At 61.9% G+C, this 24,098-nt stretch carries 20 protein-coding genes; 13 read left to right on the forward strand and 7 right to left on the reverse strand.

Annotated elements, in window-relative coordinates:
• Positions 1–60: 60 nt before the first annotated feature.
• Positions 61–1,767: an IlvD/Edd family dehydratase gene (locus E0H22_RS09670; RefSeq protein ID WP_233025435.1), complete on the forward strand. Its 1,707-nt coding sequence runs from the start codon at positions 61–63 to the stop codon at positions 1,765–1,767.
• A gap of 109 nt (positions 1,768–1,876) precedes the next feature.
• Here the strand turns inward: E0H22_RS09670 and E0H22_RS09675 are convergent, their stop codons facing one another.
• Entirely contained in the window at positions 1,877–2,767 is an 891-nt protein-coding gene (locus tag E0H22_RS09675; RefSeq protein ID WP_233025436.1) for a sugar kinase, read from the reverse strand.
• Between the two features lie 243 nt (positions 2,768–3,010).
• Here E0H22_RS09675 and E0H22_RS09680 point away from each other — a divergent pair, with 243 nt between their 5' ends.
• Positions 3,011–3,856 (forward strand): VOC family protein, encoded by an 846-nt coding sequence (locus E0H22_RS09680; protein ID WP_233025437.1) that lies wholly within the window; start codon positions 3,011–3,013, stop codon positions 3,854–3,856.
• A gap of 6 nt (positions 3,857–3,862) precedes the next feature.
• Here E0H22_RS09680 and E0H22_RS09685 read toward each other — a convergent pair whose 3' ends face one another.
• The 3 genes from E0H22_RS09685 to E0H22_RS09695 all read right to left on the reverse strand — a co-directional run bounded on the left by E0H22_RS09685 (position 3,863) and on the right by E0H22_RS09695 (position 5,291).
• Positions 3,863–4,174, reverse strand: a complete 312-nt coding sequence (locus E0H22_RS09685; protein WP_233025438.1) for a HigA family addiction module antitoxin — start codon at positions 4,172–4,174, stop codon at positions 3,863–3,865.
• A gap of 10 nt (positions 4,175–4,184) precedes the next feature.
• Positions 4,185–4,460, reverse strand: coding sequence for a type II toxin-antitoxin system RelE/ParE family toxin (locus E0H22_RS09690; RefSeq protein ID WP_233025439.1), 276 nt, complete (start codon positions 4,458–4,460; stop codon positions 4,185–4,187).
• A 69-nt stretch (positions 4,461–4,529) separates the two neighbouring features.
• Positions 4,530–5,291, reverse strand: a complete 762-nt coding sequence (locus tag E0H22_RS09695) for a sulfite exporter TauE/SafE family protein (RefSeq protein ID WP_233025440.1) — start codon at positions 5,289–5,291, stop codon at positions 4,530–4,532.
• A gap of 271 nt (positions 5,292–5,562) precedes the next feature.
• On the opposite strand from E0H22_RS09695, the gene E0H22_RS09700 reads away from it, so the two are divergent.
• From E0H22_RS09700 to E0H22_RS09735, 8 genes are all read left to right on the forward strand, one after another.
• The gene (locus tag E0H22_RS09700) at positions 5,563–6,222 is read left to right on the forward strand and encodes a TetR/AcrR family transcriptional regulator (RefSeq protein ID WP_233025441.1); all 660 of its coding nucleotides are present in this window, start codon (positions 5,563–5,565) and stop codon (positions 6,220–6,222) included.
• A 219-nt stretch (positions 6,223–6,441) separates the two neighbouring features.
• A complete protein-coding gene (locus tag E0H22_RS09705) occupies positions 6,442–7,251 on the forward strand; it encodes an ABC transporter permease (RefSeq protein ID WP_233025442.1) in 810 nt (269 codons plus the stop codon).
• A gap of 71 nt (positions 7,252–7,322) precedes the next feature.
• The gene (locus E0H22_RS09710) at positions 7,323–8,315 is read left to right on the forward strand and encodes an ABC transporter substrate-binding protein (protein WP_233025443.1); all 993 of its coding nucleotides are present in this window, start codon (positions 7,323–7,325) and stop codon (positions 8,313–8,315) included.
• Positions 8,316–8,335: 20 nt separating this feature from the next.
• Positions 8,336–9,196 (forward strand): ABC transporter ATP-binding protein, encoded by an 861-nt coding sequence (locus tag E0H22_RS09715; RefSeq protein WP_233025444.1) that lies wholly within the window; start codon positions 8,336–8,338, stop codon positions 9,194–9,196.
• A 214-nt stretch (positions 9,197–9,410) separates the two neighbouring features.
• A complete protein-coding gene (locus tag E0H22_RS09720) occupies positions 9,411–10,820 on the forward strand; it encodes a hypothetical protein (protein WP_233025445.1) in 1,410 nt (469 codons plus the stop codon).
• Between the two features lie 2 nt (positions 10,821–10,822).
• Complete coding sequence (locus tag E0H22_RS09725; protein WP_233025446.1) at positions 10,823–11,974, forward strand: Gfo/Idh/MocA family protein; 1,152 nt, start codon at positions 10,823–10,825, stop codon at positions 11,972–11,974.
• A gap of 8 nt (positions 11,975–11,982) precedes the next feature.
• The gene (locus tag E0H22_RS09730; RefSeq protein WP_233025447.1) at positions 11,983–13,179 is read left to right on the forward strand and encodes a dihydrodipicolinate synthase family protein; all 1,197 of its coding nucleotides are present in this window, start codon (positions 11,983–11,985) and stop codon (positions 13,177–13,179) included.
• 2 nt (positions 13,180–13,181) lie between these two features.
• Positions 13,182–14,045, forward strand: a complete 864-nt coding sequence (locus E0H22_RS09735; protein WP_233025448.1) for a sugar phosphate isomerase/epimerase family protein — start codon at positions 13,182–13,184, stop codon at positions 14,043–14,045.
• A gap of 255 nt (positions 14,046–14,300) precedes the next feature.
• On the opposite strand, the gene E0H22_RS09740 is transcribed toward E0H22_RS09735, so the two are convergent.
• Positions 14,301–15,191, reverse strand: a complete 891-nt coding sequence (locus E0H22_RS09740; protein WP_233025449.1) for a cobaltochelatase CobT-related protein — start codon at positions 15,189–15,191, stop codon at positions 14,301–14,303.
• A gap of 607 nt (positions 15,192–15,798) precedes the next feature.
• Here E0H22_RS09740 and E0H22_RS09745 point away from each other — a divergent pair.
• The 3 genes from E0H22_RS09745 to E0H22_RS09755 are packed head-to-tail and all read left to right on the forward strand — an operon-like array spanning position 15,799 to position 20,806.
• Positions 15,799–16,506, forward strand: coding sequence for a TetR/AcrR family transcriptional regulator (locus tag E0H22_RS09745; RefSeq protein ID WP_233025450.1), 708 nt, complete (start codon positions 15,799–15,801; stop codon positions 16,504–16,506).
• Between the two features lie 7 nt (positions 16,507–16,513).
• Positions 16,514–17,701, forward strand: a complete 1,188-nt coding sequence (locus tag E0H22_RS09750; RefSeq protein WP_430715238.1) for an efflux RND transporter periplasmic adaptor subunit — start codon at positions 16,514–16,516, stop codon at positions 17,699–17,701.
• 15 nt (positions 17,702–17,716) lie between these two features.
• Positions 17,717–20,806 carry a MexW/MexI family multidrug efflux RND transporter permease subunit gene (locus E0H22_RS09755; protein WP_233025452.1) on the forward strand — a complete coding sequence of 1,030 codons (3,090 nt, stop codon included), beginning with the start codon at positions 17,717–17,719 and terminating at the stop codon, positions 20,804–20,806.
• A gap of 279 nt (positions 20,807–21,085) precedes the next feature.
• Here E0H22_RS09755 and E0H22_RS09760 read toward each other — a convergent pair whose 3' ends face one another.
• On the reverse strand, positions 21,086–22,549 hold the full coding sequence (locus tag E0H22_RS09760; protein ID WP_233025453.1) for a UdgX family uracil-DNA binding protein: 1,464 nt from the start codon (positions 22,547–22,549) through the stop codon (positions 21,086–21,088).
• 155 nt (positions 22,550–22,704) lie between these two features.
• The gene (locus E0H22_RS09765; protein ID WP_233025454.1) at positions 22,705–23,946 is read right to left on the reverse strand and encodes a putative DNA modification/repair radical SAM protein; all 1,242 of its coding nucleotides are present in this window, start codon (positions 23,944–23,946) and stop codon (positions 22,705–22,707) included.
• Positions 23,947–24,098: the final 152 nt, after the last annotated feature.

A 24,098-nucleotide genomic window follows, 5' to 3' on the forward strand; every position in this document is an offset into this window, starting at 1 on the left:
TTGACATCCTTCCCCATCGCTCCATAAGAACCATTCAAAACAAGCATTGGGAACGCGAGAATGGCCGACGGATTGCGCAAGGGGCTCACGAGTTACGGCGATGCCGGCTTTTCGCTGTTTCTGCGAAAAGCCTTCATCAAGGCGATGGGCTATTCCGACGATGCGCTCGATCGTCCCATCGTCGGCATCACCAACACCCATAGCGATTACAATCCCTGCCACGGCAACGCCCCGCAGATCATCGAGGCGGTGAAGCGCGGCGTCATGCTGGCCGGCGCGCTGCCGATGGTGTTCCCCACCATCTCCATCGGCGAAAGCTTTGCGCATCCGACATCCATGTATCTGCGCAACCTGATGGCGATGGATACGGAGGAGATGATCCGCGCCCAGCCGATGGACGCCGTGGTGGTGATCGGCGGTTGCGACAAGACGTTGCCGGCACAGATCATGGCGGCGCTGTCCGTCGATCTGCCGACGGTGGTGATCCCGGTCGGCCCCATGGTGGTCGGCCATCACAAGGGCGAAGTGCTCGGCGCCTGCACGGATTGCAGGCGCATGTGGGGCAAGTTCCGCGCGGGGGAGATCGATCAGCAAGAGATCGACGACGTGAATGCGCGCCTCGCGCCATCCGTCGGCACCTGCATGGTGATGGGCACGGCCTCCACCATGGCCTGCATCACCGAAGCCATGGGTCTGTCCCTCCCCATGAGCGCGACCATTCCGGCGCCGCATGCGGAGCGCTTCCGTTCTGCGGAGGCCAGCGGCAAGGTTGCGGCCGAGCTTGCGAGGAACAAAGGTCCGAAGCCGAGCGAATTCCTGACGCCGGGCTCGTTCCGTAACGCGCAGGTGGTGCTGCAGGCGATCGGCGGCTCCACGAACGGCCTGATCCACCTCACCGCGATGGCGAACCGTACGCCGAACCGCATCGACCTCGGCGCCTTCGACGATCTCGGACGTGACGTGCCTGTGCTGGTCGATCTCAAGCCCTCGGGCGATCACTACATGGAGCACTTCCATCACGCCGGCGGTGTGCCCAAACTGATGGAGCAGCTTGGCGATCTCATCGATCTCGATGCGAAGTCCGTCACCGGCCAGACGCTGCGAGAGATCGTGGCTAAGGCCGAGGACGTGCCGGGGCAGGACGTGATCCGCTCCAAGGACAATCCCATCAAGCGCGAAGGTGGCCTCGCCATCCTGCATGGCAATCTCGCGCCGCGCAGCGCCGTCATCAAGCACGCGGCGGCCTCTCCCAAACTGCTTCAGCACACCGGCCGCGCCGTCGTGTTCGAATCCGTCGAGGACATGACCAACCGGATCGATGATCCCGATTTCGATGTGAATGCCGATGACGTGCTGGTTCTGCGCAATGCCGGCCCCAAGGGTGCGCCCGGCATGCCCGAGGCCGGCTATCTGCCGATCCCGAAAAAGCTCGCGCGGGGCGGGGTGAAGGATATGGTGCGCATCTCCGACGCGCGCATGAGCGGCACGGCTTTCGGCACCATCGTGCTGCATATCACGCCGGAAAGCGCCGTGGGTGGTCCGCTGGCGCTGGTGCAGAATGGCGACATGATCCGGCTCGATGTCGCCAACCGGTCAATCGATCTCCTGGTGGATGAGGCGGAGCTCGCGAAGCGGCAGGCGGCGCTGCCGAAGCCGGAAACGCCGGACTGGGCGAAACGCGGCTACGCACATCTGTTCCACGCGACGATCCTGCAGGCCGATGAAGGCTGCGATTTCGACTTCATGACGGGTGAGGGGAAGCAGTAACTCTCACTGTCATCACCCGGTTGACCGGGTGACCCAGTAAAAACTGTAGCTCATGAGGTTACTGGATCGCCCGGTCAAGCCGGGCGACGACAGTGAGTGTGTGAGGCGATCACGCCTTCTCGAACTCCGTCCTCACATCAGCAATATCTGCCAGCGTCGGCAATCCCGCTTCATTCCCCAGTTTCTGGATCTTGTGCGTCGAGGCCGCCCGGGCGAACTGGAAATGCTCCGACCAGCTCGCGCCGGGATTGGCGAGATATGAATACACGTAAGCCCCGTGAAACACGTCGCCAGCGCCGTTGGTGTCAATCACACGCTCGCGCGGGATCGGATAGGCGGGTTGCGTATGCACAGTGCCTGCTTCGTCATACCAGAGCAGTCCCTTCTCGCCGAGCGTGACGCCGCCGACGCGGCAGCCGCGGCCCTTGAGATAGTCCAGCATCTTTTCCGGCGTCAGGTCCATCTGCTCGCACAGGCGTTCGGCGACGATGGCGACGTCGATATATTCCAAGAGCTCATGCGTATTGGTGCGCAGACCGCCGCCATCCAGCGAGGTGAGGATGCCGGCCTCGCGGCACAGTTTCGCATAATGGATCGCCGCGTCCGGCTGGTGCCCGTCCACATGCAGCGCGCGGCAGGCGCCCAAATTCAACAGCGGGAACGGATGGATGTGCTCGTCGTCGCGGCAGCGCACGATGGCGCGCTTGCCGTCCTTCGGCATAATGAAGGACAGCGACGATGACGCCACCTTGCGCGGATGAATCTCGATATTGTACTTCGCGCTCATGTCCATGAACATGCGCCCGAGCCAGTCATTGGCCACGGTGGCGATCAGGTCGGGCACGATGCCGAGCTTGGCGCAGCAGAACGCCGCGGTGACGGCATTGCCGCCGAACGACACGGCGTAGTCGGAGGCGACATGCTTCTCGTCGCCGGTGGGCATGTGGTCGGTGATGAAGGTGACGTCGATATAGGTCTGTCCGATAAAGAGCGCTTTCATGGATCCGTCCGTCGCGTCAGGGTGATGGCGGTGCGGCCCCCGGGCATCGGCCACATCGGTAGCTTAACAGCCGTGGCGCTTCCCGCCATGGAAATTGTGCGATGCCGCACGAGTGCCGCCCATCCTGTCTGTGCCGCGGTCGTGGCCGCACTGGGGCAAATCGCGCCAAGTGTCTGCGGCGTCTTGACCGGCCGACCGTAAAAGCTGGCATAGTGGCGCAGCAAGAAACGGGAGGAGATAACCATGATCACCGGACTGGATCATGTCGTCATTCTGCTGAACGATCTGGAGGCCGGCATCGCCGCTTACCAGACCTTGTTCTCGCGCAAACCCGCCTGGCGCAGCACCAGCGAGGGTGCCGAACTGGCGATTTTCACGCTGGCTAACATGTCCGTCGAGCTGTTGGCCCCGCAGGGCGATGGCACGGCGGCGAACCGCATCCGTGCGGTGCTGCCGGAAAGCGGTGCCAGCCTCGCCAGCATCTGTTTTGCGACCAATGATATCGCGAAGATGCATCGCCGCCTCGATCGCGTGGCTCTGAAGCCCGACCCGATTGCCGAGGTCGAGAGCCGGGATCGTGACACCGGCGCCACGCTGTCCTGGAAGCGCACCCGCGCCGCCACCGATCACACCCGCGGCGTGCGCCAGTTCTTCCTCGAGCTGAATGGCGAGCGCCCGGCTTCGGCCAGCACCAGCGAGACGCCAGTCATCGGCCTCGATCACATCGTCGTCGCCACGCAGGATCCCGAACGCGCTGCCGCGCTCTATGGTGCACGCCTCGGCCTCGATCTCGCGCTGGACCGCTCCAATCCGGACTGGGGTCACCTGATGTTCTTCCGCTGTGGCGATCTCATCGTCGAGCTGGTCAAGCGTCCGCACGATCAGGGCGATATCCATCGCGACGTGTTGTGGGGCATGACATGGCGCGTGACCGATATCGATGCGACGCGCGAACGCCTGCTGGCCGCTCATGTCACCGTCTCCGAGGTGCGGAGCGGTCGCAAGCCGGGCACCCGCGTCGCCAGCCTGCGCGACGGCACGCTCGGTATTCCGACGCTACTGATCGAGCGGGAGGAAAGGGAGAGCTGAAGCCTGCTACGCCACCTTCAATGTCTCGATCCCGCTGACATCGACGTTCTGCTCTGCGTGCCAGGTGTCATAGGCGCCTTGCATCCGAACCCAAATGCCTGCGCCGTTACCGAACAATTTGCCGATCCGTACCGCCACTTCCGGCGAGATCGGCTTCTTCTCTTCGAGGATGTCATGCAAATGCTGGCGTGAAATCCCCAGCAGGCGAGCGATCTCGGTTTTTGAGCGATCGACGGCCGGAATAACATCTTCGCGCAGAATTGCGCCTGGGTGAGTTGGGCAGCGGGACGCACTACGTTTGGTAATCTGTTCAGCCATTGCGGTTCTCCTAGTGATACTGCTCAAAATCGATGCGCCACGCATCGCCGGCTTCGAATTCGAAGGTGAGACACCATGGTCCGTTGACGTGAACCGAATAGCGCTGCGGTTTGCCGCGCAGCGGATGAAAATTAAATCCAGGCAGGCCCATGTCGTTCGGCGTGGCGGCGACATCCAGCATGTCCAGCCTGCGCAAAATGCGCCCATGCATCTTCTTGTCGATCTTTGCCGGCGTTTTCTTGCTCCAGAGCTCATTCAGTCCGGGATGAATGAAAGACCGGATCACGGGCGCCTCGCAGGAGATCACGCCCTTGAAATGTAAGCTGATGGCTTACATTGTCAAGCCGGGTACTGGTTATCGCACGAAATGCGATACCCCCTGCCACAGCAGCACGATCGAGATCACCAGCAGCATGGCATAGGCGATGTTGTAGAACAGGTCGGTAGGCGTGTGCTTCACCAGCCAGATGCCGGCAAAATTGGCGAGCACGGCCGCCGGCAAGAGCAGCAGCGATGTCGCGAAATTCGCCGTGTTGAATTGTCCAAGCGCCAGATAGGGCACGATCTTCAGCGCATTCACGATGGCGAAGAAAATCGTCATGGTGCCGACCAGCACCAGCTTCGGCAATCGTTGCGGCAGCACATAGACCTGAAACGGTGGGCCGCCCGCCTGGGTCATGAAAGACGTGAAGCCCGACACTGCGCCCCAGAACACGCCCGCAACCGGGCCCATGCGGCGCGGTTCGATCTGGGCGCGCTTGCGCCAGACATCGATGACGAAGACAAGGCCGATCAGGCCGACGGTGATCCGCACCGCGTTATCGGAAATGACGGAGGCAAGCAGCCACGCGATCGCCATGCCGATGATGGCGCCGGGCAGCATGATCTTCAGATTCGAGGCATCCCATTCGCGGCGATAGACATAAAGCGAAATGAGATCCTGGGTGATCAGTACCGGCAGCAGAAGGGCGGCTGCTTCGAGCGGCGGCAGATACAGAGCGAGCAGGGGTGTCGCCGCGATCCCGACACCGGCAAAGCCGCCTTTGGACAGGCCGAGGAACAGCACCGCCGGAATGGCGACGAGATAGAAGAACGGGTCGGTGATGATGGTAGGCACGGCGGGATCCGGTTGGGCCGCGCTGTGATAGCGACGTGTCGGCTAAAAGGCGATGGATGTTTGTGCATACTCGCCAGAACGTATGCGGTTCTCAATGCTGCGACCGCATGCTACACGCGATGAGGTTGCCGGTGTGATCCATCATACCGGTCGATGACAGGGATAAGGTTTGGCCAAGAAACAAGCGACCAGGCAAACGATCCGGACAAGGTCGACCAGGGCAGGCAAGTCGACGGGCAGGGCCCAGAGGTGGCAGCGAGACCCCGAGGGTATGCGGTTGCGTATCCTGGAGGCGGCGACCAAGGAATTCGCCACGCGCGGCCTGGCTGGTGCGCGTGTCGATCGCATCGCGGCGGCCGCTGGCGCCAACAAACGCATGCTGTATTACCACGTCGGCAAGAAGGACGATCTCTATCTGGCGGTGCTGGAAGGCACCTATGCCAAAATCCGTGCCGAGGAGCGCACGCTCGATCTCGAACACCTCGATCCGCCCGAGGCGATCGAGAGCCTGATCACCTTCACCTGGAACTACTTCATCCGCAATCCGGAATTCCTTGCGCTGCTCAATACCGAGAATCTGGAGCGCGCCAGACACCTCAAGCGGTCCGACAAGGTGAAGTCGATGCATTCGCCTTTCGTGGAGATGATCCGCGAAGTTGTCGTGCGCGGCGTGGCAAGCGGCGACTTCAAGGTCGCGATGGACCCGGTGCAGCTCTACATTTCCATCGCCGGTCTCAGCTTTTTCTACATCGGCAACAATGCCACGCTGAGCGTGATCTTCGGCCGCGATTTGCTTGCGAAGGATGCCAAGGACGAGCGGCTGGCGCATATGGTGTCGCTCATTCTGGGCGCGCTGACAGGTCGCTCGGCCGCTGAGATTCCCGTGCCTGGATCTCAGCCTGTCATCCCCGCGAAAGCGGGGATCCAGTAGCCTCTGCAGCTTCCGATCAAGCGCTGCTTTCGGCGTTTACTGGATCGCCCGGTCAAGCCGGGCGCTGACAGATGGAGGCTTGTAAACAGCTTATCCAGCTGATTTCATTCCATAATTTTCCGTAATTAATCACCCAATTGACAACGCAACCGCTGTGGTTAGTATTTATCCAACGAGTTAATTGCGACCGCGAAGCCGGCCAACTGGGAGACGAGACGCGTGAGTGAGAAAAAGGCGCCAGGGGCAGTGACAAGACTGCTGAATTCATCCTGGTTGCGCCCGTTCATCTTTCTGCTGTTCATCATCGCGGCGTGGGATCTCTCGATCCGTATCTTCGGCATTCCGGCCTATCAGATCCCGGCGCCGATGGATGTGGTGAAGGTGCTCTATACCGATTGGCCCGAGTTGCTGGCGCAGTCGTGGCCGACCACTTATGCGACGCTGCTCGGCTTCCTGGCTTCGGCCGTGTTCGGCATTCCGGTCGCGATGCTGATCGCGGGATCTCGCACGGTGGAAAGCTATGTCTATCCGCTGCTGGTGTTCTCGCAGTCGATCCCGAAGGTCGCCATCGCGCCGCTGTTCGTCGTGTGGTTCGGTTTCGGCATCGTGCCGAAGATCATCGCTGCCTTCCTGCTTGGTTTCTTCCCGGTGGTCGTCTCCGCGGTGCAGGGCTTCAAGTCGGTCGATCCCGACATGGTCGATCTCGCCCGCGCCATGAAGGGCAGCCGCATGCGTGTGTTCTGCGCAGTGAACCTGCCGCACGCTTTGCCGGCGATCTTCTCGGGCCTCAAGGTGTCGGTCACGCTCGCCGTCGTCGGGGCGGTGGTCGGCGAGTTCGTGGGCTCCAATTCAGGCATCGGTTATGTCCTGCAACGTTCGATCGGCACTTTCGACCTGCCGACCATGTTTGCGGCTCTCGTTATTCTCGCGCTGCTCGGCGTGATCCTGTTCTGGCTGGTCGATCGCATCGAGCGTATCGCCATTCCATGGCACGTCAGCCAGCGCGCTGATGTTTTCGTCGCGTCCTGACCGGGCGCCAATATCCAAAAAGCGGCCCGGTCTAACGGGCCGCCTTCACCTGCTTCAAAGGGAGGCTGACTATGCTGAAATGGGTTACCGCTGTTTCGACTGCTGCGATCGCTGCGACGATCGCCTTCGCCGCGCCGGCCGCTGCCGCCGACAAGGTGACGCTGATGCTCAACTGGTATGTCTATGGCGAGCACGCGCCGTTCTATTACGGCAAGGCCAAGGGCATCTATGCCGCTGAAGGCATCGATCTCGACATTCAGGAAGGCCGCGGTTCGGCTGCGACCACCCAGGCCGTTGCCGCCAAGAGCGTGAATTTCGGCTACGTCGACGTTCCCACCATGATGCGCGCTGCCGTGAAGGGCGCACCCGTCATTTCCACCGGCGTGCTGCTGCAGACCTCGCCGATGTCGGCGATGGGCTTCGTCGACAAGAACATCAAGAAGCCGGAAGACATCAAGGGCAAGACCGTCGCCATCACCCCCGCGGACTCGATGACCCAGATCTGGCCGCTGTTCCTCAAGAAGGCCGGCCTCAAGGAATCCGATTTCAAGACCGTTGCCGGCGATGGTCAGACCAAGCTGAACGCCGTCATCAACGGCCAGGCCGATCTGCTGCTCGGCTACGTCATGGACCAGTCCATGAAGATCAAGGACGCCACCGGCAAGGATGTGTTCCCGATCAAGTTCGCGGATTACGGCATTCACCTCGTTTCGTCGGGCATCATCTCCAACACCGATTGGGTGAAGGCGAACCCTGACCTCGTGAAGCGCTTCATGTCGGCCACCACCAAGGCCGTCGAAGCGGCCTCGAAGGACCCGAAGGCGGCCGCCCAGTCGATCCTCGATGCAAATCCGAAGGGCGGCAAGATCGATACCCTGACTCAGGGTTTCGAACTGACCATCCCGCTCTACACCACCCCGGAAACCAAAGGTAAGCGCCCGTTCCAGGTCACCGACCAGAACATGAAGGACTCGGTCGATCTGATGGTCGAGTACGGCGGTCTGGAAGCCAAGGCCAAGGATAATCCGAAGGCCTTCTACACCAACGACTATCTGCCGAAGTAAGCGCGACAGGGACGACTGCGATGACTGCAACACTGAGGGCCACGAACAAAATGAGCGTCGATCAACCCAGCGCGCATCTTCGTGTCGTGTCGGAACAGCCGCAGTCGTCCAACGCCACGGGGATTCACCTCGCCGGCGTGTCGAAGACTTACGGGACCGGCGACGGCCAGGTGCAGTCGCTGCGTCCTCTCGACTTTCACATCAATGACGGCGAGTTCTTCGTCGTGGTCGGTCCTTCCGGCTGCGGCAAGTCCACGCTGCTCAAGCTGATCTCGGGCCTTCTTGCGCCGACGACCGGAGAGATCCATGTCGATGGCAAGAAGGTCACCGAGCCCCATGGCGATGTCGGCATCGTGTTCCAGAACGCACTGCTGCTGCCGTGGCGGAATATCCTCAACAACGTCCTCATGCCGATCGACATGAAGAATCTTTCGCGCGAAAAATACATTCCGCGCGCGAAAGAACTGCTCAAGATGGTCGGCCTTGAGGGCTTCGAGAAGAAGCTGCCGTGGCAGCTCTCGGGCGGCATGCAGCAGCGTGCCTCGATCTGCCGTGCGCTGGTGCACGATCCCAAGATCATGATGATGGACGAGCCCTTTGGCGCGCTCGATGCGATGACCAGAGAAAAGATGAACGTCGAGCTGTCACGCATCCAGCGTACCACCGGCAAGACCATCCTGCTCATCACCCACTCGATTCCGGAGGCGGTGTTCCTCGCCGACAAGGTGCTTGTCATGACCGAGCGTCCGGGCGGCATCGCTGCGATCTACGACGTGCCGCTCGGCCGCGAGCGCACGCTCGATGTGATGTCGAACCCGATCTTCACCGATCTGGTCGCCCGCATCCGCAAGCACTTCATGACCAACAGCGCGCTGGATTGATGATGCGTGCTGCGAAGCAATCCTGCCGTCGCCGCGACGCGCGTTCTGACTTCTCCCCGCTTGCGGGGAGAAGGTGGCCGCGCGGAGCGCGGACGGATGAGGGGGACTCTCCGCGGGCTCCGAGCATGTGGAGGCTCCCCCTCACCCGACGCCCACATGCTTTGCATGCGGACGTCGACCTCTCCCCGCAAGCGGGGAGAGGTCTGGAGAGGGCATGACCATGTCCACCACACCACGCGTCGCCTTGCGAGATATCACGCTGTTCGAACGCCCGACGGCGTTCGTGCGGCCGTTTCGCTTTGGCAGCGTAACGGTTCATGCCGCGCCGCAGGCTTTTACGCGCGTCGAGCTTGAGGTCGAGGGCAGGGGCGTGTTCGTCGGCGCCTCCGCCGAGTTGATGGTGCCGAAATGGTTCGACAAGCGGCCGCATCTGTCCATCGACGACACCGTGAACGAGCTGCGCCGGTCGCTGGCGATTGCGAGGGACCTCTATCGCGCGCAGTCCGGTTACATCACCGCTTTCGGTCTGCATGCCGCCTGTATTGGCGCGCAGATGAAGGCCTGCGCCGAACTGGATATCCCGCCGTTGGCAGCCGCCTTCGGCCCCGCGGAGATCGACAAGGCCGTGCTCGATGCCTTGCTGCGGGGTCTCGGCACCGACTTCTTCTCCGGCATGAAGGCCAACGTCGCCGGTCTCACATCGCGTCTCGCGCCCGATCTCGGCGCCGATGACATCGCCGCCTTCCTTGCCAGCCGCCGCCGCCTGCCGCGCGTGGCGCTGCGTCACACTGTTGGCCTCGATGATGTGATCGAAGGTGAGGGCGGTGTTGCCGATCTCAATGAGAATTCAGGCGCGCATTACTTCAAGCTGAAGATGAATGGCGATCCCGACGCGGACGCCGGACGCCTGACGCGGATCGGCAACGCGCTCGCCACGCTGCCTTACGATTATCAGGTCACGCTCGACGCCAATGAGCAATATGCCGATCTCGAAGCGCTCTGTTCACTCGTCGATCGTCTCGACAAGGACGCCGCGCTGGCGCCGATCGCATCGAAGCTGCTCTATATCGAGCAACCGATGCCGCGCGACATCACGCGCGAACAGCCTCTCGGTCTGCTGAGCTCGCGCGCCTTCATCATCGACGAAGCCGATGACAGCTGGGATGCGTTTCCCGCCGCGAAACAGCTCGGCTATCGCGGCATCTCCTCGAAATCCTGCAAGGGCTTTTACAAATCTATCGCCAATGCCACGCGCGCCGCGGCGTGGAGCGCGCAGGGCAGGCCGTATTTCATCACCGGCGAGGATCTCACCTGCCAGGCCGGCCTCGGTGTGCAGCAGGATCTCGCGCTCGGCGCGCTGATCGGCGTCACCCATGCCGAGCGCAACGGTCATCACTACGTCGATGGTTTCGGCTTCGCGCCTGCAGGCGAGGCCGAGGCTTTCCTCCAGGCCCATCCCGATCTCTACAGCCGCGATGAGGATTTCATCCGCCTGCAGATCCATGACGGCGATCTCCTCACGGGATCGCTTACCGCTCCCGGATTTGCATCCGGCGCACATCCGGACTGGACGGCGCTTCAGCCGCTTGCAGTCCCCCAAACTGAAGTTCTCCAGGAGTTCTGACTATGGCTGTCCACCGCCTCGGCATCATCATGAACGGCATCACCGGCCGTATGGGTCTCAACCAGCACCTGATCCGCTCGATCGTCGCGATCCGCGCACAGGGCGGCGTGACGCTGAAGAATGGCGACCGCATGATGCCCGATCCGATTCTCGTCGGCCGCAATGCCGAGAAAATCGAAGGCCTCGCCAAGCGTTTCGGCATCGAGCGCTGGACTACCGATCTCGACAAGGCGCTGCAGGACCCGAAGGACACCATCTTCTTCGACGCCGCCACCACCCAGGCGCGTCCGGGCCTGCTGCAGAAGGCGATCGCGGCCGGCAAGCACATCTATTGCGAGAAGCCGATTGCGACCAACCTTGCCGAAGCGCTCGATGTCATCAAGGTCGCCAATGCCAAGGGCCTCAAGCATGGCACCGTGCAGGACAAGCTGTTCCTGCCCGGCCTGAAGAAGCTGGCAATGCTGCGCGACAGCGGCTTCTTCGGTCGCATGCTCTCGGTGCGCGGCGAGTTCGGCTATTGGGTGTTCGAAGGCGACTGGCAGGAAGCCCAGCGCCCGTCCTGGAACTACCGCGCCGAAGACGGCGGCGGCATGATCCTCGACATGGTCTGCCACTGGCGCTACGTGCTCGACAACCTGTTCGGCGAGGTCGAGGCGCTGACCTGCCTGGGAACGACGGATATTCCGGAGCGCTGGGACGAGCAGGGCAAGAAGTACAAGGCGACCGCGGACGACAGCGCCTACGCCACCTTCCAGCTCAAGGGCGGCGTCATCGCCCACATGAACATGTCCTGGGCCACGCGCGTCTATCGCGATGACCTCGTCACCTTCCAGGTCGACGGCACCCATGGTTCGGCCGTGGCCGGCCTCACCGAGTGCATGATCCAGGCCCGCCAGGCGACGCCGCGTCCGGTCTGGAATCCTGACGAGAAGCGCAACCACGACTTCTATGCCGACTGGCAGAAGGTTCCCGACAACGCCGTCTATGACAACGGCTTCAAGGAGCAGTGGGAGATGTTCATCCGCCACGTGGTCGAGGATGCGCCCTACAAGTACACGCTGCTTGAAGGCGCCAAGGGCGTGCAGACGGTGGAAGCCGCGCTCACGAGCTGGAAGGAGCGCCGCTGGGTCGACGTTCCCGCGCTCAAGGTCTGAGGTTCGCCATGAACAAGCCAGTCCAGTCCACCACCGGCTCATCGCTGTCGCTGAAGCTGCCGACCGCCGATCGCAGCATCGAGACCTATCGTCTCGCGGCCTCGCGCGCGTTCCCGGCCAGGCTGAGCGGCACGCTCAACCGCGTTGCCTTCTCGGCCGCGCATGTGGTGGCCGATCCGCTTGCCGAATGCGATCCGTGGCTCAATCAGGCCATCGATTGGGACAGGACCATCGCGTTCCGTGAGCATGTGTGGGATCTCGGCCTCGGCGTCGCCGAGGCCATGGACACCGCCCAGCGCGGCATGGGTCTGGACTGGCCGGCTTCGCTCGAACTGATCACGCGTTCGGTGAATGCCGCGAAGCCCCGCAACGGCCTCGTGTTCTCCGGCGCCGGCACCGACCACCTCGCGGTGGAAGATGCGAAGTCCATCGACGATGTCATCAAGGCCTATGAGCAACAGTTCGAAGCCATCGAAAAGGTCGGCGGCCGCATCATCCTGATGGCGTCGCGGGCGCTCGCCAAGATCGGCAAGAATGCGGACGACTACGCGAAGGTCTATGACCGCATTCTGTCGCAGTCGCAGAACCCGGTGATCATTCATTGGCTCGGCGACATGTTCGATCCCGCGCTGTCGGGTTACTGGGGCACCTCGGATCTCGGCAAGGCGATGGACACCGCGGTGGACGTGATCAACCGCAACGCCGCCAAGGTCGATGGCGTAAAAATCTCGCTGCTCGATGCGCAGCGCGAGATCGACATGCGCCGCCGCCTCAAGCCCGACGTGAAGATGTATACCGGCGACGACTTCAATTATGCCGAACTGATCGCCGGCGACGACAAGGGCTATTCCCACGCGCTGCTCGGCATCTTCGATGCCATCGCGCCGGCGGCGTCCTATGCGCTGTCGCGTCTCGCGGCAGGCGATGAAGCCGGCTTCCACGATGTGCTCGGCCCAACCGTTCCGCTGTCGCGTCACATCTTCAAGGCGCCGACGCGGTTCTACAAGACCGGCATCGTCTTCATGGCCTATCTCAACGGCCATCAGGACCACTTCACCATGATCGGCGGCCAGGAGAGCACGCGCTCGACCCAGCATCTCGCCGAACTGTTCCGCCTCGCCGACAAGGCAGGCCTGCTCGCCAATCCCGAGCTTGCGGTTTCGCGCATGAAGTCGGTCATGGCCACGCGCGGGATCGACGCCTGATCATGCGTGATTTTTCCAACGACCATCGCTGGCTGTCGCTGAATACGGCGACGGTCCGCAAGCAGGGCGATTTCGTCGCCATCACTGAGGCCTGTGCCCGCCACAAGATCCGCGGCGTGAGCCCGTGGCGCGATCAGGTCGCCCATGTCGGTCTCGATCGCGCCGTGAAGGCGGTGAGGGATCACGATCTCGAACTCTCCGGCTATTGCCGTGGTGGCATGTTCGTGGCGGATAGCGCGCATCGCCAGGCGGAACGCGACGACAACAGGCGCTGCGTCGATGAAGCTGTTGCGCTGGGCTCGCCCTGCATCGTGCTCGTCGTCGGCGGCCTGCCGCAATATTCGCGGCCGGGTAGCGTGACGTCCAAGGACATCATCGATGCCCGCAATCAGGTCGATGACGGCATCGCCGCGATGCTCGAATACGCGAAGCAGGCGAAGATGCCGCTCTCCATCGAGCCGCTGCATCCCGCTTATGCCGCCGACCGCGCCTGCGTGAACACCACCGAGCAGGCGCTGGATATCTGCGACCGCCTCGATCCCGACCGCACCGGCATGCTCGGTGTTGCGCTCGACGTCTATCACATCTGGTGGGACCCGAAGATGCTGGCGGGAATCGCGCGAGCCGGGAAGGACCGTCTGCACGCCTTCCATGTCTGCGACTGGATGGTCCCTACCAAGGACATCCTCAACGACCGCGGCATGATGGGCGATGGTGTCATCGACATCAAAGCCGCTCGCGCCGCCGTCGAGGCACAGGGCTTTGCCGGCTACTGCGAGATCGAGATCTTCTCGGAGCACTGGTGGAGCAGGCCGATGTACGAGGTGCTCGAGACCTGCATCACGCGCCACAAGACGGTGGTGTAGTTTCGACGCGCCGGCGCTAATGGCCTCCCTCCCCGGAGCGAAGCGAATGGGGAGGGTCCGCCAACAGGCGGGGGTGGGGACGCTCCCCACGAAAGGACGGAGTGTTGGGATAGACCCCACCCGTCTCGAAGCTCGCTGAACGCTCGCTTCGATCCACCCTCCCGGCTGCGCCGCTTGGGGAGGGAAAGAAGAGCGCCTCACGCTAACCGCAAAGCACAGCTTCGTGACGCGGCGGCTACAGTTGCGGGCTATGCTTTATCCATCCTGCTTACCTCGTCGCGTCGCTAGCGCCCTTTCCAACAATCCGATCAAACAGGTCCCCAAATCTTCCGCCGTCTTGATTGTCGTGGAAGCGGTATAACAGCGAGCTACGTCAAAACCGATGCCGAGGGCAAAGAGCTCGATCTCCCCTTTGGCTTCGATATCGGCGATCACCTCGCGCAAATGCGCAATCAGGATATCCGGCTCATTTGCGAGCAGCGTCGAGTCATCTACCGGCGCTCCGTCGGAGATCACGACGATGATCTTGCGCTTCTCTGGACGAGCGAGCAGGCGCTCCGACGCCCATAGCAACGCTTCGCCGTCGATATTCTCTTTCGGCAGATCAGGCCGCAACATCTGTCGGATGCTCCACCCGAGACTAGATGCGTATTCATTATCGGCAGATCGATAGATGATGTGTAGTAATTCGCATAGTCTCCCCGGATCCTTCGGTCGGAGGCACCATTTCCAGAACTGCCTTGGGTGCCCACCTTTCCACGAGACTGTCGTGAAGCCGAGTATTTCGACCCGGTAACCGAGATGAGCCAGAAAATCCTGCGCGATGTCGGTCGTCGCGGCGGCCAGCAACATCGATTGCCCGCGCATAGAGCCAGACTGATCCACGAGGAGGGCGATCACCGTGTCGGCGCGATCATCGTCGGTGGTCACGCGTCTTAATCGCTCGGATGCTGCGAGCGCATCGAGGTGGACCCGCATCTTCCAGTCCATCAGGCCTGTTTCGAAAATGTCCCAGGCTTTCTCCAGGGTTGCTTTCGTCTCCGCGGAAAGCGGCCCCAGCACGCTGTCGAGTTGATCTGCTATGACGACGCGATCGAACGCGCGCGTGTAAATACGGTAGCCCCGGTGTGTTGCTGACGCAGCCATCGTCGCCCCCTAATGATCTGTATTTTACATCCTAAAGTTGTTTTACATTAGTTCATGATTTGTTCTTGACAAGGTGCTTCTTTCAGGAATATCCTCCCTCCGTCTCGTTCGCGAGGGGGCGCTTCATGAGGCGTCTTGGAGCGGAACGTGGATGTGGCGCCTGCGGGTGAAGGGGGACGTACCCTTCACACTCGGGAGGCCTTGGGTCACCGTCCGGGCCCACTACGGCGCTCTGCCACTCAGTGGCTGGACGGGTGCGGATGACGGCTGGCGAAAGCCGGTCCGATGGCAGGGCACCTGCCAGCTTCCAGTACCCGGAAGCACGGTCCCTCGGTCCGAAATCGCCACGGTGGTGCGCCGTCAGGCGTTGCGCGGCTCAGGTTTGCTGGCGATCCAGCGGGCAGGAGCAGCGTCAGAAACCACCCTCGCGCCTTGCGGCGCACCGCCTCCCCTCATGCTTCGAGGGGAGACCTGCTCACACCTCGGACGCCCCAGGGCGCCGCGAGATCGCCGAACTGTGTCTCCTGGATACCACCCCCGGTAAATCCCTTGATGCAACGCACCAATTCATTGACAGGAGCTGAGGTGAGCGCTTACTCACGCCGCTATGACAACTCTCCGAATGACTCACGATCTGCGGCGCGAACTGATCCTTTCGGCTGCGAAGCGCTGCTTTGCGCACAATGGATTTGCCGGCACCACGACCAAGAGCGTGGCGGCGGCGGCATCGATTTCGGAGGGACTGCTGTTCAAGCATTTTCCCACCAAGTCGGCACTCTATGCCGAGATTCTGGCGGAGGAGTGCAAGGCCGATCCGGCCCTCAACCGGCTGCTCGATCTGCCGGCTTCCACCGAGACGCTGGTGATCATGATCCGCGAGATGGTGCGGCACTTCCTCGACATCGCCCGCGAGCCGGACGACGAGGAGGCGCAGCGTCTGCGTCTCGTCACGATCAGCTATCTGAACGATGGCGAATTCGCCCGCCTGATGCACGAGAAGATCGCCGACATCATCGGTTCGGCCTTCGTTGCCGCCTACGAACGGGCGGTGAAGTCGGGCGATGCGCGGGCGTCATCGCAGGCGCCGATGAATCTCTTCTGGTTCGCGCATCATGCGGCGATGACGACGTCGCTGTCACTGATGCCGGCGGTGCCTTCTCTTTCTTACGACAAGTCGGAAAGCCTCGATCTGCAACTGACGGAATTCATCCTTCGCGGAATTGGACTGAACGACGATGCGATCGCATCGCATATTCGTCGCGCACTGCCGCCCGAGCTGATGCCGGCAGCCGCGACCACGACAGAAAGCGCATAAGATGACTATGACCCAGAACCCTCCTACGGCGCACCAGCAGCCGTCCGTCGAAACGCCACGCAAGCGTCCGCGCACGGTGCGCTGGTTCATCATCGTCGGCGGCCTGCTGGCGCTGCTTGTCGTCGCCATCGTCGGCTTCAATGCCTTCCGCTCGCATATGATCAAGCAGTTCTTCGCCAATATGAAGCCGCCGCCGATCACTGTGAGCATCGCCGAAGCGAAGTCCGAGGTGGTGCCGAACCTGATCGGCGCCGTTGGCGATCTGGCCGCCGTGCATCAGGTCAATGTCACCTCCGACGTCAATGGCCGTGTCACCGAGATCATGTTCCAGGCCGGCGCCACCGTGAAGAAGGGACAGCCGCTGGTGCAGCTGTTTGACGGACCGGAGCAGGGCGACCTCGCCAACTTCAAGGCCGCGGCTTCCGTGGCGCGCATCAATCTGGACCGCGCCAAGCAGCTTGCCGAGCGTCAGGTCGGCCCGCAGGCGACGGTCGATACCACGCAGGCGGCGTATGACCAGGCGCTCGCCAACATTGCCAAGACTGAAGCGGTGATCTCGCAGAAGCTGGTCCGTGCGGCTTTCGATGGCGTGCTCGGTACCCGCCGTATCGAAGTCGGTCAGTATCTCACGGCCGGCACGCAGATCGTGTCGCTCACCGATCTGTCGGCGGTCTATGCCAACTTCACCGTGACCGAAAAGGATAGCGGCAAGCTCGCGGTCGGCCAGGTCGTGCGCATTACGGTCGACGCCTATCCGGGCCGCACCTTCGAGGGCAAGCTGACCACCATCGAGCCGCAGATCTCGGCCGATACGCGCAACATCCGCGTGCAGGCCACGATCCAGAATCCGGAAGGCATCCTGAAGCCCGGCATGTTCGCGACCACGACTGTGGTGCTGCCGGACAAGCCCGCCGTCGTGACGGTGCCGGAAACCGCGGTCGACTACACGCTCTATGGCGACAGCGTCTATGTCATCCAGGAGAAGAAGACCGACGACGGCAAGACCGAGCTGCACGCGATCAGAACCTTCGTGCGCACCGGCGATCGCATCGATGGCCGTGCAGTCATCACCCAGGGCGTCAAGGCCGGTGATCGCGTCGTTGCGGTCGGCCAGCTCAAGCTGCAATCGGGTGCGCTGGTCGCAATCTCGTCTGACCCGCCGCCGAAGATCCCGGCACAGCCGCCGCTGAACTGACCGGAGCACACACGCATGTCCTTCACGGATATCTTCATCAAACGCCCCGTGCTGGCGGTGGTGGTCAGCCTGCTGATCCTGCTGATCGGCTTCAAGGCGGCCACCAGCCTGCCGATCCGGCAGTATCCGAAGCTCACCAACACCGTGATCACCGTCACCACTGTGTATCCCGGGGCGTCTCCGGATCTGATGCAGGGCTTCATCACCACGCCGATCGAGCAAGCCGTCGCGGCTGCCGAAGGCATCGACTACATGACCTCTGCCTCGACCCAGGGGCAAAGCCTGATCTCGGTCTACATCAAGCTGAATGTGGACCCGAACGCGGCGCTCACCGAAGTGCTGTCGAAGGTGAATTCGGTCAAATATCTGATCCCGCGTGAAGCCAATGACCCGGTGATCCTGAAGTCTACCGGCGAAACCACCGCGATCATGTATCTCGGTTTCTCCAGTGACGAGCTGTCCGGTTCGGCGATCTCGGACTATCTGACACGCGCCGTACAGCCGGTGCTGTCGACTGTCGATGGCGTGGCCAATGCTGAAATCCTCGGCGGCCAGACCTTCGCAATGCGCCTGTGGCTCGATCCCGTGCGCATGAACGGTCGCGGCGTGTCGGCGGACGACGTGGTCAATGCCATCCGCTCCAACAACTTCCAGGCAGCGGCGGGTCAGACCAAGGGCTACTACATCATCTCCAACGTCGCCGCGAACACCGACCTGCAGAATGTCGGCGAGTTCAAGCGGATGATCATCAAGGCGAAGGATGGCGGCTTCGTTCGCATGGAGGATATCGCCACCGTCGAACTTGCCGCGCAAAGCTCCGATGCCAGCGTGGCGTTCAGCGGTGAGCGCGCGATCTTCATCGGCGTGAAATCGACCCCACTCGGCAACCCGCTCAACATCGTCAAGGGCGTGCGCGACCTGTTCCCGGAACTCGAGCGCAACCTGCCGCCATCGATGAAGATGAAGGTGGCCTACGACTCCACCAAGTTCATCACCTCGTCCATCGAGGAGGTGCGCAATACGCTGATCGAAGCGGTGGTGATCGTGGTCGTGGTCATCTTCCTGTTCCTGGCGTCGCTGCGTTCGGTCATCATTCCGGTGGTGACCATCCCGCTGTCGCTGATCGGTGTCTGCAGTCTCATGTTGATGGCCGGGTTCAGCTTCAACCTGCTGACGCTGCTGGCGATGGTGCTCGCCATCGGCCTCGTGGTGGACGACGCCATCGTGGTGGTGGAGAACATTCATCGCCATCTGGAGGAGGGCAAGTCGCCGGTGCAGGCGTCGCTGGAAGGCGCGCGCGAAATCATCGGCCCGGTCATCTCCATGACCATTACGCTGGCGGCGGTCTATGCGCCGATCGGCTTCATCGGCGGTCTCACCGGCGCGCTGTTCCGCGAATTCGCTTTCACGCTGGCGGGCTCCGTGATCGTGTCGGGCGTCATCGCGCTGACGCTGTCGCCGATGATGTGCTCGGTGCTGCTCAAGCAGGAGGAGCCGGGCTGGTTCGCCAAGAAGGTCGACAAGGTATTCGGCGCCACCACGCGCTGGTATGGCCGGCAGCTCGATCGTTCGCTCGACTATCGCCCGATCACCGCCCTGTTCGCGGTGGTCATCCTCGGTCTCGTCGGCTTCATGTATATGAATACGTCCAAGGAGCTGGCGCCCGAGGAAGATCAGGGCATTCTGTTCGCCATCACCAAGGGGCCGAAATACGCCAACATCGACTACTCCGACTATTACGGAGACAAGATGGACAAGGTGTTCGCTCAGTTCCCGGAAACGGATCTGCGCTTCATCATCAACGGCATCAACGGCCCGAATAACGGCATTGCCGGCATGCTCTTGAAGCCATGGGATGAACGCAAGCGCTCGACCAATCAGCTCAAGCAGCCGGTGCAGAACGAGCTCAGCAAGATCGAGGGCGTTCAGGCTTTCGCCTTCAACCTGCCGGCGCTGCCGGGGGGGCCGGGCGGCCTGCCGATCCAGATGGTGATCAGCACCGTCGGCAGCTTCCAGTCGGTCTATGAGGAGATGGTGAAGCTGAAGGCTGAAGCACAGAAGAGCGGTCTGTTCATCGTCTCGGACAGCGACCTCGACTTCAACCAGCCGGTGGTGCGCGTCAGTGTCGACCGGTCGAAGGCGAACGATCTCGGCGTCACCATGCAGAGCGTCGGCAATACGCTGGCTGTGATGCTCGGCGGCAACTATATCAACCGCTTCAACCTCGAAGGCCGCTCCTATCAGGTGATTCCGCAGGTGCCGCGCGGCATGCGCATCTCGCAGGATTCACTCGCCAACTACTATGTGCCGACCGCAACGGGCCAGCAGGTTCCGCTGTCGACGCTGGTGAAGGTGGAAACCGGCACCAATCCGAACGCGCTGTCGCATTTCAACCAGCTGAACTCGGCGACCTTCCAGGCCGTGCCGATGCCGGGTGTGACCGTCGGACAGGCGGTGGACTTCCTCGAACAGGCCGCGAAGAAACTGCCGGCCGGCTTCAACCACGACTATCTCGCTGACTCGCGCCAGTATGTGCAGGAAGGCAACCAGCTCGCGGTGGCGTTCGGCTTTGCGCTGATCATCATCTTCCTGGTGCTGGCGGCGCAGTTCGAGTCGATCCGCGATCCCTTGGTCATCATGATCTCGGTGCCGATGGCCATTTCGGGTGCGTTGATCCCGCTGTTCTTCGGCGTGGCGACGATCAACATCTACACCCAGGTGGGTCTGCTCACGCTGGTCGGCCTGATCTCGAAGCACGGCATCCTGATGGTGGAGTTCGCCAACGAGCTGCAGCTGAAGGAAGGTCTCGATCGTCGCTCGGCCATCGAAATGGCCGCCCGCGTTCGTCTGCGTCCGATCCTGATGACGACGGCGGCGATGGTCACCGGCTTGTTGCCGCTGCTCACCGCATCGGGCGCCGGCGCCGCGAGCCGCTTCTCCATCGGCCTCGTGGTGGTCGCCGGCATGCTGATCGGCACGCTGTTCACGCTGTTCGTGCTGCCCGCGGTCTATGTGGCCATCGCCACCGACCACCGCGCCGGCAAGGAGAGCGAGCGCGCCAGGGAAATCGCCGACTTCGATATGAAGCACGCGAAGACGACGTAACGCATCAGGCCTTGCGGCGCTGAGCTTGCACGAATAGATTGATCCATGTTGGAAGGCGGATCGGCAATGTCGGTCCGCCTTTTGATTTTGAGGGCCTACACACTCAGTCCGTCATGGAGAGGAGGCCTAGCGGCGCAATTGCGCCGCTGAGAGCGCCGTCTCGAACCATGAGTTCGCCTGGCTCGGAGCGTGCAGCCATTCCTTGCGAATGGCTTCACCATTCGCTGGGAGACGCGCGCTTTGCGCGCTCCTCAGGATGAGGGCGGAGTGGAATAGGGGTTACGCAGCCCGTGCTTTTTCGCTCAGATGCGCCGCGACAATGCGCAGGTCTTCGACAAAATTCGCATACTCGGTTGCCCGCGCCTCTTCATCCGGTAGCCGCAATAGATAGGATGGATGTACGGTCACCAGCACGCGTGTGCCGTCATCGAGATCGATCACGCGCCCGCGCGTCTTGCCGACCGGCACGATCTTGCCGAACACGCTCTGCGCAGCCGTCGCGCCCATGGCGACAACGAGCTCGGGTTTCACCAATGCTTTCTCGCGCTCGTACCAAGGGCGGCACGCCTTGATCTCCGGCGTCGCCGGTTTCTGATGCAGCCGGAATTTACCGCGTGGCACGAATTTGAAATGCTTCACGGCATTGGTGACGTAGACTTTCTCGCGGATAATCCCGGCTTCCTTCAGCGCCTTGTCGAGCATCTGCCCGGCCGGACCGACAAATGGTTTGCCGGCAAGGTCTTCCCTGTCGCCTGGCTGTTCACCGACCATCATGACTGATGCATGTTTTGGTCCTTCGCCAAACACGGTCTGCGTCGCGTCTTTCCAGAGCGCGCAGGCGCGGCAGTCTGCAGCCTCATCGCGCAGCGCAGCGAGGCTCGTATCATCAGGATATTCGGTCGGTGCGATAGAATGGGATCTCGCCATGGCATCCTCCCGGCGCTGCGGCTTCTTTGGCTCCTGTGCTTCGGCGGCAATCATTTCGCTCGTGACTCGTTCCGCTTTCTCGATCAGCGGCTTGATCAGCCCGGCTTCGGGCAGGTTGCGCCAGTATTTCCTCGGCATCTCCTTCTGCATCGCTTTGGTCTTCAGGCGGGCTGGATTGAAGATGCTCGCATAGTAGGTGCGCCACGTCTCTTCGAGACGATCGCTCGATGGCGCCATGGATTTATCGACGCCTGGCAAAAACGACACGTCGTGCCCGTCCCAATGCGCGCACAGATCGGGAGTCAGGATCGACCATGCCATGTCGGCAAAGCGCCTTGCGAAGAACGGCGCGGCCAGTTCGACGATGTGATGCTCCGGTTCGAACCAGGCCACAAAATGCGATTGTGGTTCGCGGCCGATCTCGCGAAACCGAACAAAGGCATGCATCTTGTGCTCGTCGCGGCGGATCGCCTTGGCCATGCTTTCCAGTTTTGAAGTGTCTGCATCGGTGGAGAGCTGCAGCAGGTCATGATTGCTGCGCAATCGCCACAGCATGCGATAGAGCAGGGCGAAACGCTCGGGATTGCGATGCAGGATGACGTGTTGCGCGAGATCGACAAAATGGGCGGGGACGTTGAACGTGCCGCGCATCTCTTGGAGCGGTACATCCAGCGTCGCTGGAAACAGCTCCGGCTCATCGCCGTCAGCAACGCGCCAGGTCACATCCTCAGGCGCGACGCCGTTCATCGCCAGTAAACGCGCCGCCTTGCGCCAGCCGTCGAAATCGGTTTCGCCGTTGAGCGTGATGGTGTGCATTGGCTCAAATCTTTCTTCCCAACACTCTCCAGCTCTCATCCTGAGGAGCCGCAGCGGCGTCTCGAAGGATGGCCGCAAGCTCAGCGCCAAGCCAGCTCATGGTTCGAGACGGCGCTTCGCGACTCCTCACCATGAGGAGCTGTGTATTGTGCCTGTCAGAAAGCAAAGCCCAATTGCTTGGCTTTCGGCTTGAAGCGTTCGGCCAGTTGCGCGCTGTCGAGAAGGTGCACGGCCGGCCGATGATCGGGAAGAACGATGAACGGTAACGCCTTGTTCCGCGGGATGTGCAGCTTTGCCAGATCGCCGACGCGGATCGAGGAAATCCGCCGCGTTTCAATGATCCGCTGCACGGCACGCGCACCGAAGCCCGGCACCCGCAACAGGTCTTCGCGGCTGGCGCGGTTGACGTCGAGCGGGAAACGGTCGCGGTGGCGCAGCGCCCAGGCGAGTTTCGGGTCCATGTCCAGCGGCAGCATGCCGCTTTCGCTGCCCACGATCTCGTCGGGATCGAAACCGTAGAACCGCATCAGCCAGTCGGCCTGATATAGCCGGTGCTCACGCATCAAAGGCGGCGCGCGCAGCGGCAGCGAACGGCTAGCATCGGGGATCGGGCTGAAAGCGGAGTAATAGACGCGCTTGAGATGATACGAGCCGTAGAGATTGGCAGAGGTCTTGATGATGGTGGCATCATTGGCGCTGTCGGCGCCGACGATCATCTGCGTGCTTTGACCCGCCGGCGCAAAGCGTGGCGCGGTGCGGCCGCGGGGCGTGGGTTTGGCACCCTCGCGCGCCTCGTCCAGTTTCAGCCGCAGACGTCCCATGGTGCGACGGATCGCGCGGACGTCCTTCTCCGGCGCGAGGTTCTTCAGGCTGCCTTCGTCCGGCACCTCGATGTTGATCGAGAGCCGGTCGGCATATTTGCCCGCCTCGGCGATAAGCGCATCATCGGCTTCGGGGATCGTCTTCAGATGGATGTAACCGCGGAAATGATGCTCTTCGCGCAGCTTGCGCGCGACGGCGACCACTTGCTCCATCGTGTAATCTGCGCTGCGGATGATGCCAGAGGAAAGAAACAGCCCCTCAATGTAATTGCGTCGATAGAAATCCAGCGTCAGCTGCACCACTTCGTCTACGGTGAAGCGCGCCCGCGTTACATTGCTGGAGGCACGGTTGACGCAATAGAGGCAATCGTAGTTGCAGGCATTGGTGAGGAGAATCTTGAGCAGCGAGATGCAGCGGCCGTCCGGCGCATAGGAGTGACAGATGCCCATGCCTGCATCGGTCGATCCCATGCCTTTGCCGTCGCGCGAGTCCCGCTTCTCCGTGCCGCTCGATGCGCAGGAGGCGTCATACTTCGCAGCATCCGCGAGGATCTCCAGCTTGCGCTTCACGTCCATTCCAAATTCCTTCCAATACCACCGCCAAAATTTGGGGCGTGCTCCCCGTTGACTCGTCCGGGCCAGTGGGTTTTATATAGGAACATACCATGAACAATGTGGCCGGCAAAGCGTTCATCAAAAACCTTTGTCGGCACCGGATTTTTTGAGGA

The sequence above is a fragment of the Rhodopseudomonas boonkerdii genome, from assembly GCF_021184025.1.
Lineage (GTDB): Bacteria > Pseudomonadota > Alphaproteobacteria > Rhizobiales > Xanthobacteraceae > Tardiphaga > Tardiphaga boonkerdii.